Here is a 12,983-nt window from a genome sequence, read left to right as displayed (position 1 = left end):
TTTTATTACCATATAAAAGTTTCCCGTTTTTTTTGTAGCATATTTGTGCGACTTTTGTTTATAATGAATAGTATGGATTTTTTTAAGCAGACCGTTATATATAAGGTTATATTTGATGAAAGGAAGTGCCGCATAAGTGAATTTTAAGCAATATTCACCAGAAGAGCTAAAAGAATGTTCAATGATTGAAGTTGTACATAGCGTTTTAGGGGATAAAAGACAAGCAACGACATTCAACGAGTTGGTTCAAGAAATCGCTCAAGTGCTGGGACTATCTCAAGAGCAAGTTAATGCGAAACTCGCACAATTTTATACAGACTTAAACATCGATGGACGTTTCATTAATTTAGGAGAAAATCGTTGGGGACTACGCAGCTGGTACCCATATGAGCAAATTGATGAAGAAATCTTACCGCAGCCAAAACCGAAGAAGAAACGTAAAGTTGAAGAAGACGGTTTTGACGACTACATTGAAGAAGATGAAGATGACTTTGACGATGCAGACGGAAATGCAGACGAAGAAGATGATGTAGAAGATTTGGACAAGGTTCTTGAAGAAGAAGACGGAGATGACGACGATCTTGATGATTTAGAAGAAGATGAAGAAGACGACTTCGCTGAAGAAGAACTTGAGTATGATGAAACTGAAGAAGAAGAGGAAGAACTGTAGTTCTTGACTTTTCATTATCGTCCATGTAGAATCATTTTTGGGCTCTTTAAAAAAGGACGATAATACTTTTAAAGTGTAAATATAAAAGAAAATTGCTCCCTACTTATTACTTTATGTGATGAGGGGAGCAATTTTCTTTTTTGTTTTTTGTTTAGAAAATAAAAAGAGTCTAACAATAAGATGGATACAGTGTTATCTACATACGTTGCGCTTTGCAACGGTGATTATATAACAGCAAAATAGAAGGGAGCTTTTTCATGACTAAGTATATTTTTGTAACAGGCGGTGTAGTATCGTCTTTAGGAAAAGGTATTACAGCAGCATCTCTTGGAAGACTTTTAAAAAATCGTGGTTTAAATGTAACGATTCAAAAGTTTGATCCATACATTAACGTAGACCCAGGGACTATGAGCCCATACCAACACGGTGAGGTATTCGTAACAGATGATGGCGCAGAAACTGACTTAGACCTTGGTCACTATGAGCGTTTTATCGACATTAACTTAAACAAATACAGCAACGTAACAACAGGTAAAATTTACTCTTCAGTTCTTCAAAAAGAGCGTCGCGGTGAATATTTAGGAGGAACAGTTCAAGTTATTCCTCACATTACTAACGAAATTAAAGAGCGCGTATATCGTTCTGGCCGTGAAACAAATGCGGATGTTGTTATTACAGAAATCGGTGGAACTGTTGGTGATATCGAGTCTCTACCATTCTTAGAAGCAATCCGTCAAATTAAGAGCGACATCGGTCGTGACAATGTAATGTACATTCACTGTACGTTAATCCCGTACTTAAAAGCAGCGGGTGAAATGAAAACAAAACCAACACAACATAGTGTTAAAGAACTTCGTAGCTTAGGTATTCAACCAAATATTATCGTTGTTCGTACAGAACTTCCTGTTTCTCAAGATATGAAAGACAAGCTTGCATTATTCTGTGACATCGATACAAAAGCAGTTATCGAAGCTCGCGATGCAGATACTTTATATGCGGTTCCATTATCTCTTCAAGAACAAAACATGGACCAAATCGTTTGTGATCACTTAAAATTAGACAATCCAGCTGCAGATATGACAGAGTGGACTGCGCTAGTTAACAAGGTACGTAACCTTTCTAAGAAAACAAAAATCGCTCTTGTTGGTAAATATGTAGAACTTCAAGATGCATATATTTCTGTTGTAGAAGCACTTCGTCATGCTGGTTACTCATTCGATACAGATGTAGAAGTAAAATGGGTAAATGCTGAGCACGTAACAGCAGAAAATGTACAAGAATTAGTAGGAGACACAGATGGTATCCTTGTACCAGGTGGCTTCGGCGATCGTGGTGTAGAAGGTAAAATCGTTGCGATTCAATATGCTCGTGAAAACAAAGTTCCATTCTTAGGAATTTGCTTAGGTATGCAACTTGCATCAATCGAATTCGCACGTAATGTATTAGGTTTAGAAGGTGCTAACTCTTCTGAGATTAACCCTGATACACCATACGCAATCATTGACCTATTACCAGAACAAAAAGATGTAGAGGACCTAGGTGGTACACTTCGTCTTGGTCTATACCCATGTAAGCTTTCTGAAGAAACAAATGCTTACAATGCTTATAATGAGCCGGTTGTATATGAGCGTCATCGTCATCGTTATGAGTTCAACAACCAGTTCCGTCCGGATATGGAAAAAGAAGGATTCGTATTCTCTGGTACAAGCCCAGACGGTCGTCTAGTTGAAATCATTGAATTAAAAGACCACCCTTGGTTCGTAGCAGCACAGTTCCACCCAGAACTTGTTTCTCGTCCAAACCGTCCACAACCATTGTTCCATGACTTCGTAAGAGCTTCTATTACGAATAAAGAGAGCAAGTAATAAAAAAAGCGCCGTCACTTTAAAGTGACGGCGCTTTTTTTTAATATTCGTTTAACATTTCATCGATTGTAAATTTGATTCCGTGATAAGCAAATAAAGCTACTATTAAGCTTGGGAACCCGTAGCGATTACCTTCATCGTCTGGAATAAGGCCTTTTAACAGTTTTGTATCAATATGTACGTCTGTATATTGTTCCAGTGATTTCGTACCTTCTTGAAGAGCAGAAATGCCGACAATAGAGTGTCCCTCTTCTTGTAGTTTTTTTGCAATTTCTACAACTGCTTCATCTGTTGAAAAACGGCTAATAAGAAGTACACGATCCGCAGAGGTTACTTCTGCTTCTTTACCATTTTCAAATAAGCGTTTTGCTTGCTTCATTGGTTCAGCACCGAATAGTGCTTCGGTAACAACACCATCCATTTCATTTGTACCATATAAATAAATGAAACCATCGCCAATTAGTGCTTGAGCAAGTAAACGAGCGCTATCTTCTATATTCATTTCTTCTTTTTGAGAAACTCTGGAGAAATAACCACTTAATTGAGTTGAAAAAATTTTTAACATAATGTTACTCCCTTCGTACGTGTTTGCCGGCTTTCATTATAGTTTATTTTTTTAGAAAGGTGAAATCGTAGGGTAGCATAACAAAATAGGAAACGGTAAAATAAGAAAGAATAGGAAGGAATTTGCCAAAGAATAGCGAAAATAAATCGTTAAGATATAAGAAGCTTTAAATCTTGTACTTACACAGAAAGGTTGGGAATTATGGAAGGTAAAATTTTAATCGTTGATGATCAATATGGGATTCGTGTGTTATTACATGAAGTGTTCCAAAAAGAAGGTTATCAGACATTCCAAGCAGCGAATGGATTTCAAGCTTTAGATATCGTGAAAAAAGATAATCCGGATTTAGTAGTATTAGATATGAAAATTCCAGGCATGGATGGTATAGAGATTTTAAAGCATGTAAAAGAAATTGATGAGAGTATTAAAGTCATTTTAATGACTGCTTATGGAGAGCTTGATATGATCCAAGAAGCAAAAGATTTAGGTGCTTTAATGCATTTTGCTAAACCATTTGATATTGATGAAATTCGTCAAGCTGTGAGAAATGAGCTCGCTGTAGAGGCGTAAAAATGAATTTTTTATAAAAAATATGGAAAAAAGCGTTTACATGGACTATTGTGCAGGTGAATACGGTTGAGTTTTTGAGTACAAGTTGTTATCCTATTGAGTGTAGAAAAAAGTCCGGTATGTAGATATACATATTTTACCTTATTCTGGTCATACTACCAGCGATAAGAACTTATCGGATACAAAAAACGTTTTTTAGGAGGATTCACCATGCCTTTAGTTTCTATGAAAGAAATGCTAAACAAAGCACTAGAAGGAAAATACGCAGTTGGTCAATTCAACATGAACAACTTAGAGTGGACTCAAGCTATCTTAGCTGCTGCGGAAGAAGAAAAATCTCCTGTAATCCTAGGTGTATCTGAGGGTGCAGCTCGTCATATGACTGGTTTCAAAACAGTTGTAGCTATGGTTAAAGCTTTAATCGAAGAAATGAACATCACTGTTCCTGTAGCGATTCACCTTGACCATGGTTCAAGCTTCGAAAAATGTAAAGAAGCAATTGATGCAGGTTTCACATCTGTAATGATCGACGCTTCTCACCACCCATTCGAAGAAAACGTTGAAACTACTAAACAAGTAGTAGAATACGCACACGCTCGTAACGTATCTGTTGAAGCTGAGCTTGGAACAGTTGGCGGACAAGAAGACGACGTAATCGCTGAAGGCGTAATTTACGCTGATCCAGCAGAGTGTAAGCACCTTGTTGAAGCAACAGGTATCGATTGCCTAGCTCCAGCTTTAGGTTCTGTACACGGTCCTTACAAAGGTGAGCCTAACTTAGGATTCGCTGAAATGGAACAAGTTCGTGACTTCACTGGCGTACCTTTAGTATTACACGGTGGTACTGGTATCCCAACTGCTGATATCGTAAAAGCTATCTCTTTAGGTACTTCAAAAATCAACGTAAACACTGAGAACCAAATCGAGTTTACAAAAGCTGTTCGTGAAGTATTAAACAAAGACCAAGAAGTTTACGATCCTCGTAAATTTATCGGACCTGGCCGCGACGCTATTAAAGCAACTGTTGCTGGTAAAATGCGTGAGTTCGGTTCTAACGGTAAAGCGTAAGAATAAAATTCCGTTTTGGAAACCGTCTAGTCTTTTAGACGGTTTCCTTTCGTTGTATAATGAAAGCGTGAACAAGTCGAAAGATTTTATCATTTTTGGTTTTTAAATAGAAAATAATGTGCATAGTCCTATTAATAAATGTGATAACGTATCTAAATTGATAAAGTGAATTCGATGAATAGTTGATCTTTATCTATTCGTGCTACAGGAGAAATGAAGATAATGGTTTCCTATTTATCCCGCATTAAAGGGCAGTAAGACCCCCACCTCAAAATTTAGTGGAAGCAAAAAAGTTAGGTGGGGGTCAACTGCCCGTAAAAGCCCGATTGGTTCAACTAATAACCAGTGGGGGATAAACACCCCCGACTAATTAAAGTTTCACTTTATTGAGTTTTGGGATGGAAAGAGTAATTGAGATTCTTAAGGGGAGCTTTCTATAAAAATATAGAAAGTAAATACATTCACAAGAAGGGAGCTCAATATGGAAAAATTGCTAATTGAAGGCGGAAGAGCTTTAAATGGAACAATTCGAGTAAGCGGTGCAAAGAACAGTGCCGTTGCATTAATTCCAGCGACAATTTTAGCAGATACTCCAGTAACTATTGGTGGTGTCCCTAATATTTCGGACGTGAAAATGTTAGGAGACTTACTAGAGGAAATTGGAGGGAAAGTAACTTATGGACAGGAGGAAGAGATGGTAGTCGATCCTTCTAACATGGTTGCAATGCCTTTGCCAAATGGAAAAGTGAAAAAGTTGCGCGCTTCTTATTATTTAATGGGTGCGATGCTTGGCCGTTTTAAAAAAGCTGTTATTGGGCTTCCGGGTGGATGTCATTTAGGACCGAGGCCAATTGATCAGCATATTAAAGGGTTTGAAGCGCTGGGTGCACATGTTACAAATGAACAAGGTGCCATCTATTTAAGGGCAGATGAACTACATGGAGCACGTATTTATTTAGATGTTGTTAGTGTGGGAGCTACGATTAATATTATGCTAGCAGCTGTACGAGCGAAAGGTAGAACTGTTATTGAAAATGCAGCGAAAGAGCCCGAGATTATTGATGTAGCTACATTGTTAACAAGCATGGGAGCACGTATTAAAGGTGCTGGTACAGATGTAATCCGAATAGATGGTGTGGACTCTTTACATGGTTGTCACCATACTATCATCCCAGATCGTATCGAAGCTGGTACGTATATGATTCTAGGAGCTGCATCAGGAGGAGAAGTAACGGTTGATAACGTTATTCCTCAGCACTTAGAATCAGTTACTGCAAAGCTAAGAGAAGCTGGTGTTCAAGTTGAAACGAACGATGATCAAATTACGGTGAACGGTAATAGAAAGTTAAAAGTAGTTGATATCAAAACGCTTGTATATCCAGGTTTTCCAACAGATTTACAACAGCCGTTTACGACGCTTTTAACAAAAGCGCACGGGACGGGAGTTGTAACAGATACAATTTACGGTGCCCGTTTCAAACACATTGATGAATTACGTCGTATGAATGCTCAAATTAAAGTAGAAGGTCGTTCGGCAATTGTAACTGGTCCTGTGTTACTGCAAGGTGCAAAAGTGAAGGCGAGTGATTTACGAGCGGGAGCGGCACTTGTTATTGCAGGGTTAATGGCAGATGGAATTACAGAAGTAACAGGACTTGAGCATATTGATCGAGGTTATGAGAATATAGTGGACAAGCTTAAAGGGCTTGGAGCAAACATTTGGCGAGAACAAATGACAAAACAAGAAATTGAAGAGATGAAGAACGCATAAGTGATACTTCCGCAAGGGGGAAGCGAAGGATCACTACTTGCGGAAGTACACTTTATAGAAAAACACGGTTCACAAAATACGGCAGAAATATAAAGACTTAAAGGAGAGGGATTATTGTGGAAAGAAGTTTATCTATGGAGTTAGTACGTGTAACAGAGGCTGCAGCATTATCATCAGCGCGTTGGATGGGGCGCGGGAAAAAAGATGAAGCAGACGGTGCAGCAACATCAGCTATGCGTGATGTATTTGATACAATTCCGATGAAAGGTACAGTTGTAATTGGTGAAGGTGAGATGGATGAAGCACCAATGCTATATATCGGAGAGAAATTAGGTACAGGATATGGACCACGTGTAGACGTTGCAGTTGATCCTTTAGAAGGGACAAACATCGTAGCAGCTGGTGGCTGGAATGCTCTTGCTGTTATTGCAATTGCAGACCATGGTAATTTGTTACATGCTCCTGACATGTACATGGATAAAATCGCGGTTGGCCCAGAAGCAGTTGGGGCGGTCGACATTGATGCGCCTATTATTGATAACTTACGTGCAGTTGCGAAAGCGAAAAATAAAGATATTGAAGATGTTGTAGCGACAGTTTTAAATCGCCCACGTCATCAAGAAATTATCGAAGAAATTCGTAAAGCTGGTGCTCGTATTAAATTAATTAATGATGGAGATGTAGCTGGAGCGATTAATACAGCGTTTGATCGTACAGGTGTAGATATTTTATTTGGATCTGGTGGAGCACCTGAAGGTGTATTAGCAGCAGTTGCTTTAAAATGTTTAGGTGGAGAAATTCACGGAAAACTATTGCCACAAAACGAAGCTGAATTAGCGCGTTGTAAAAAAATGGGCATAGAAGACATTAATCGTATCCTTCGTATGGAGGACTTAGTAAAAGGTGACGATGCAATCTTTGCAGCAACAGGTGTAACAGATGGAGAACTATTACGCGGTGTTCAATTTAAAGGTAGCGTAGGAACAACGCAATCTCTTGTTATGCGTGCGAAATCAGGCACAGTTCGCTTCGTAGATGGTCGTCATAGCTTAAATAAAAAACCGAACTTGGTTATTAAGTAAAAGGTGGAAGTGGCTCGCTCAGAATCGCAGGACATTGGAACTCTCGACCTTGAAGCGCTCTTTGCTTCGAGTGAGAGAGTGAAATGACCGGAGATTCTAGCCGCTGGAACTGGATTTAAGTAAAAAGCGTAAGCAGCTTGCTCAGAAGGGGAAGGCATTGGAACTCCTGACGAAGAGGCGTTTTGTGCCTCGCAGGAAGGGGTGAAATGACTGACCCTTCTAGCCACCGGAGCTGGATTAAATAAAAAGCGTAAGCGGCTCGTTCAGAATGGGAGGGGGATGGAGCTTCTGACGTAGAGGCGCTTTTTGCCTCGCAGGAAGAAGTGAAGCCACCGACCATTCTAGCTGCTGAAGCTGGATTAAATAAAAAGCGTAAGCGGCTCCTTCAGAAAGGTTAAAATGGTCGATCTTTTTAACTATCGGAGCTGGAACTAAACTAAATAAGAAGCGAAGACAAATTTTCTTGTCTTCGCTTCTTGTATTTGTGTTCCAACGTATTGATTAAAACTAGATAAAAGGGTTACAATAGTGAATATTACCCTACTTGAACTTATTGCCTTTCATTATTAATTATTTGCCTTCCGTATTTTTCCCTTTACCCATGAAAAAAGAGAATAACGTTAAAGTGTGGTGTCTGAATGAATTTGTCAATTGCAGCATTAGAAAACATGAAATTAAAAGAGTTATACGAGCTTGCGAAAGAATTTAAGATTTCGTATTATAGCAAGTTAACGAAAAAAGAGTTAATCTTTTCTATTTTGAAAGCTCGAGCAGAAAAAGAAGGTTTCTTTTTCATGGAAGGCGTATTAGAAATTATTCAATCAGAAGGATTTGGATTCCTACGTCCTATCAACTATTCTCCAAGCTCAGAAGATATTTATATCTCAGCTTCGCAAATTCGTCGTTTCGATTTACGTAATGGAGACAAAGTTTCTGGTAAAGTACGACCTCCGAAAGAAAATGAACGCTATTTTGGGTTATTACAAGTTGAAGCTGTAAACGGAGATGATCCAGATTCAGCAAAAGAGCGTGTGCATTTCCCTGCATTAACACCATTATACCCAGATCGCCAAATGAAATTGGAAACGGAACCGAAAAAGTTACCGACACGTATCATGGATTTAATCGCACCAGTTGGATTTGGACAACGTGGTTTAATTGTTGCGCCTCCAAAGGCTGGTAAAACAAGTCTATTAAAAGAAATTGCACACAGTGTTACAACAAATCATCCAGAAGCAGAATTAATTGTTCTTTTAATTGATGAGCGTCCAGAGGAAGTAACAGACATTGAACGTTCTGTTAAGGGTGACGTTGTAAGTTCTACTTTTGATGAAGTACCAGAAAATCATATTAAAGTAGCTGAACTTGTGTTAGAACGTGCAATGCGTCTTGTAGAGCACAAAAAAGATGTTATCATTTTAATGGATAGTATTACCCGTTTAGCGCGAGCTTACAACCTCGTTATTCCGCCAAGTGGTAGAACATTATCGGGTGGTATCGACCCAGCGGCTTTCCATAGACCGAAGCGTTTCTTTGGAGCTGCACGTAATATTGAAGAAGGCGGTAGCTTAACGATTTTAGCAACAGCCCTTGTTGATACAGGATCTCGTATGGACGATGTTATTTACGAGGAATTTAAAGGAACTGGAAATATGGAACTTCACTTAGATCGTTCGTTAGCTGAACGTCGTATCTTCCCAGCGATTGATATTCGTCGTTCTGGTACACGTAAAGAAGATCTATTAATTCCAAAAGAGCATTTAGACAAGTTATGGGGCATTCGTAAAACAATGCGTGATACACCAGACTTTGTTGAAAGTTTCTTACGTAAGCTTCGTCAAACGAAGACAAACGAAGAATTTTTACAAAACATTGTTGCAGACTCTAAAAGGTATGTAACAACTAAGTAAAGGGAAAAGATTGGGACTCGCTTATTTTATAGTAAGCGAGTTTTCTTATGCCTTTTAGGTGATATTAAAGAGAGAAATAAGTGGGAGAACCTTAGCTGGTCAGAGCTGATCGAGCCCAAGCCACTTTAAATTTCAAAAGACAAAAACAGGTAGTTGCAAAATGAAGTTAGCCTTGTTATAATTTCATCATATGTGTTTCATCAATATAGTTGTGTATGCAGCTGAAGATGAAAAACTCTGTTTCGAAAATGATTCAGGGCGGAAGGAGATGAAAAGAATGAAAGCAGGAATTCACCCAGATTACAAGAAAGTTGTATTCATGGACACAAACACAGGCTTCAAATTCTTAAGCGGGTCTACTAAAGGCTCTAGCGAAACTGTTGAGTGGGAAGATGGTAACACTTATCCATTACTAAAAGTTGAGATCAGTTCTGATTCTCACCCATTCTACACTGGACGTCAGAAGTTTGCTACTGCAGACGGACGCGTTGATCGCTTCAATAAGAAATACGGTATCAAGTAATAAAAACATAAAACAGGCAAGTGTATGTATTCGCTTGTCTGTTTTTTTTGTGAAAATATTATACCTTTACCCTACTTTTAACTAAAAAGTAGATGAAAGGAGAGCTTCATGTACTTAATAAATCAAAATGGCTGGATTGAAGTGATTTGCGGTAGTATGTTTTCTGGTAAATCAGAAGAGTTAATCCGCCGTGTGCGCCGTACGCAATTTGCAAAACAACATGCAATTGTATTTAAACCATGTATTGATAATCGCTATAGTGAAGAAGACGTTGTATCACATAACGGATTAAAGGTAAAAGCAGTTCCTGTTTCAGCTTCAAAAGATATATTTGAACATATCACTGAAGATATGGATGTAATTGCAATCGATGAGGTACAATTCTTTGATGGGGACATTGTGGAAGTGGTGCAAGTATTGGCAAATCGTGGCTATCGTGTCATTGTAGCTGGTTTAGACCAAGATTTCCGTGGTCTACCATTTGGACAAGTTCCTCAGCTGATGGCAATTGCTGAACATGTAACAAAGCTACAAGCAGTATGTTCTGCATGTGGATCTCCGGCAAGTCGTACACAACGATTAATTGATGGAGAACCAGCGGCATTTGATGATCCGATTATTTTAGTTGGGGCTTCAGAATCGTATGAACCACGATGTCGTCATTGTCATGCAGTTCCTACAAACAAAGACAAGTAAAACTCGCTGCGCAAGGCGGGTTTTTTTCAGAATGGAGAGTGTGGGTGGTGTGAGCCGCTTATGCTTTTAAATATTATCTAGCTCCAGCGGCTAGAATCTCCGGCCATTTCACTCTCTCGCTTGAAGCAAAAAGCGCTTCAAGGTCGAGAGCTCCAATGGCCTGCGATTCTGAGCAAGCCGCTTACGCTTTTAAATATAATTTGCGTTTTTTTGAGTAAGTACCATATACTATTTGTATTAGATACTAGGATGTAGAGGTGAATGATGTGTTAGATCGTTTGCAAGCTGTAGAAAATCGTTATGAGAAGTTAAATGAATTGTTAAGTGACCCAGAGGTTATTAGCGATACAAATAAGCTTCGTGAATATTCAAAGGAACAGTCTGATATACAGGAAACGGTAGAGGTGTATCGTGAGTATAAGGATGTTCGTGAGCAATTAAAAGATGCGAAAGCAATGTTAGAAGAGAAGTTAGACGCAGAAATGCGTGACATGGTAAAAGAAGAGGTTTCTGAGTTAGAATCACAAGAAAAAACGTTATCAGAACGTCTGAAAATTTTACTAGTTCCAAAGGACCCTAATGATGATAAGAACGTTATCGTTGAGGTTCGTGGGGCTGCTGGTGGCGACGAGGCCGCTTTATTTGCTGGTGACTTATACCGCATGTATAGCCGTTATGCTGAGGTTCAAGGTTGGAAAACAGAAATTATCGAGGCTAGCTATACAGAGTTAGGTGGATATAAAGAGATTATCTTTATGATTAACGGTAAAGGTGCTTTCGCGAAGCTGAAATTCGAGAATGGTGCTCACCGTGTACAACGTGTTCCTGAAACGGAATCTGGTGGACGTATTCATACATCTACAGCAACTGTAGCTGTATTACCAGAGGCAGAAGAAGTAGAAATCGACATTCACGAGAAAGATGTTCGTGTTGATACATTCGCTTCTAGTGGTCCTGGTGGACAAAGTGTTAATACAACGATGTCAGCGGTACGTTTAACGCATTTACCGACTGGTGTAGTTGTATCTTGTCAGGATGAGAAATCACAAATTAAGAATAAAGAAAAAGCGATGAAAGTATTACGCGCACGTGTTTATGATAAGTTTAGACAAGAAGCACAAGCTGAATATGATCAAAACCGTAAACAAGCTGTTGGTACGGGTGATCGTTCAGAGCGTATTCGTACGTATAACTTCCCGCAAAACCGTGTTACAGACCATCGAATCGGTTTAACGATTCAAAAGCTAGATCAAATCTTACAAGGTAAGTTAGATGATTTCATCAATGCCTTAGTGATGGAAGATCAGGCTCAAAGGATGGAGGCAGCTGAGTAATGCGTGTCTATGAAGCCCTGAAATGGGCTTCTTCTTTTTTACAGGAAAATGGACGAGATGAAAATGCGGGAGAAATTGTCCTTTGTCATGTATTAAAGATGAACAGAACAGGATTACTTATGAATATGCGTGAAGAAATAAATGAGGAACAAGAGGCAAGCTTTACGGAGTTTATCCACAAGCACGTAGAAGGTATTCCTATTCAATATATGATTGGTTATGAAATGTTTTATGGCCGGTCGTTCTTTGTGAATGAAGAAGTATTAATACCAAGACCGGAAACAGAAGAGCTTATAGTAGGAGTATTAGAAAGAATTGAGCGCCATTTTGGCGACAAGGAACTACATGTAGCAGATATAGGCACAGGTAGTGGAGCGATTTCTATTACGCTTGCTTTAGAAAATAAAAATCTCCACGTGTATACAGTAGATATTGCACAAGAGTCGATTGAAGTTGCAAAAGAAAATGCAAAAGCTTTAGGTGCAGAAGTAACGTTCTATCACGGTGATTTATTGTCACCATTTCATAAAACGGGTCAAAAGCTAGATGTTGTTGTTTCAAATCCTCCATATATACCGGAAGAGGATTGGCGTGGTCTTTCTCCTGTTGTGAAAGAGCATGAGCCGAAGAGAGCGCTTGTTGGTGGAGAAGACGGATTAGATTTTTATCGCCGTTTTATGGAAGAATTGCCGAATGTGTTGCAGGAGAAAGCAATTGTAGCGTTTGAAATTGGAGTAGGACAAGGTGAGGATGTAAAAAGATTGTTACAACAAGCTTTTCCACATGCCCATGTTGAGGTTGTTTTTGATATTAACGGAAAAGACCGTATGGTATTTGCAGAGATGGAGTAAGGTTCACACCTTACTCCATTTTTTTGTGGGAAAATTCATATAGATTTTGAATTTAATAGTTTAGAAATATGAAAGTCT

The 12,983-nt window shown here is 38.9% G+C and carries 12 protein-coding genes; 11 read left to right on the top strand and 1 reads right to left on the bottom strand.

All coding sequences use genetic code 11. The annotated features are described in order from the left end of the window. Positions 1–136: 136 nt before the first annotated feature. Positions 137–670, top strand: coding sequence for a DNA-directed RNA polymerase subunit delta (gene rpoE, locus DOS87_RS28910; protein ID WP_001009774.1), 534 nt, complete (start codon positions 137–139; stop codon positions 668–670). A gap of 257 nt (positions 671–927) precedes the next feature. Next, complete coding sequence (gene pyrG / locus DOS87_RS28905) at positions 928–2,535, top strand: CTP synthase (protein ID WP_000170448.1); 1,608 nt, start codon at positions 928–930, stop codon at positions 2,533–2,535. A 40-nt stretch (positions 2,536–2,575) separates the two neighbouring features. On the opposite strand, the gene DOS87_RS28900 is transcribed toward pyrG, so the two are convergent. Beyond that, positions 2,576–3,100 carry a DUF2529 domain-containing protein gene (locus DOS87_RS28900; protein ID WP_000912391.1) on the bottom strand — a complete coding sequence of 175 codons (525 nt, stop codon included), beginning with the start codon at positions 3,098–3,100 and terminating at the stop codon, positions 2,576–2,578. A 201-nt stretch (positions 3,101–3,301) separates the two neighbouring features. Here DOS87_RS28900 and spo0F point away from each other — a divergent pair, with 201 nt between their 5' ends. The 9 genes from spo0F to prmC all read left to right on the top strand — a co-directional run bounded on the left by spo0F (position 3,302) and on the right by prmC (position 12,905). Further along, a complete protein-coding gene (spo0F, locus tag DOS87_RS28895; protein WP_000398594.1) occupies positions 3,302–3,670 on the top strand; it encodes a sporulation initiation phosphotransferase Spo0F in 369 nt (122 codons plus the stop codon). A gap of 210 nt (positions 3,671–3,880) precedes the next feature. After that, the gene (locus DOS87_RS28890; protein WP_001131856.1) at positions 3,881–4,738 is read left to right on the top strand and encodes a class II fructose-bisphosphate aldolase; all 858 of its coding nucleotides are present in this window, start codon (positions 3,881–3,883) and stop codon (positions 4,736–4,738) included. Positions 4,739–5,219: 481 nt separating this feature from the next. Further along, positions 5,220–6,509 (top strand): UDP-N-acetylglucosamine 1-carboxyvinyltransferase, encoded by a 1,290-nt coding sequence (gene murA, locus DOS87_RS28885; RefSeq protein ID WP_000413248.1) that lies wholly within the window; start codon positions 5,220–5,222, stop codon positions 6,507–6,509. Between the two features lie 116 nt (positions 6,510–6,625). Further along, positions 6,626–7,591 (top strand): class II fructose-bisphosphatase, encoded by a 966-nt coding sequence (gene glpX, locus DOS87_RS28880; RefSeq protein ID WP_000442340.1) that lies wholly within the window; start codon positions 6,626–6,628, stop codon positions 7,589–7,591. Between the two features lie 638 nt (positions 7,592–8,229). Further along, a complete protein-coding gene (gene rho, locus DOS87_RS28875; RefSeq protein ID WP_001053903.1) occupies positions 8,230–9,501 on the top strand; it encodes a transcription termination factor Rho in 1,272 nt (423 codons plus the stop codon). A gap of 277 nt (positions 9,502–9,778) precedes the next feature. Further along, entirely contained in the window at positions 9,779–10,024 is a 246-nt protein-coding gene (locus DOS87_RS28870; protein WP_000643435.1) for a type B 50S ribosomal protein L31, read from the top strand. 108 nt (positions 10,025–10,132) lie between these two features. Further along, positions 10,133–10,720, top strand: a complete 588-nt coding sequence (locus tag DOS87_RS28865; protein WP_000280851.1) for a thymidine kinase — start codon at positions 10,133–10,135, stop codon at positions 10,718–10,720. A 266-nt stretch (positions 10,721–10,986) separates the two neighbouring features. After that, a complete protein-coding gene (gene prfA, locus DOS87_RS28860; RefSeq protein WP_000887066.1) occupies positions 10,987–12,054 on the top strand; it encodes a peptide chain release factor 1 in 1,068 nt (355 codons plus the stop codon). After that, a complete protein-coding gene (prmC, locus tag DOS87_RS28855) occupies positions 12,054–12,905 on the top strand; it encodes a peptide chain release factor N(5)-glutamine methyltransferase (RefSeq protein ID WP_001267024.1) in 852 nt (283 codons plus the stop codon). The genes prfA and prmC overlap by 1 nt, the downstream gene beginning before the upstream one ends. Positions 12,906–12,983: the final 78 nt, after the last annotated feature.

The sequence above is a fragment of the Bacillus sp. CR71 genome (assembly GCF_003429245.1).
Taxonomy (GTDB): Bacteria; Bacillota; Bacilli; order Bacillales; family Bacillaceae_G; genus Bacillus_A; species Bacillus_A thuringiensis_S.
The sequence above is the reverse complement of the archived record's forward strand: the minus strand, read 5'-3'. Positions and strand labels throughout refer to the sequence as shown.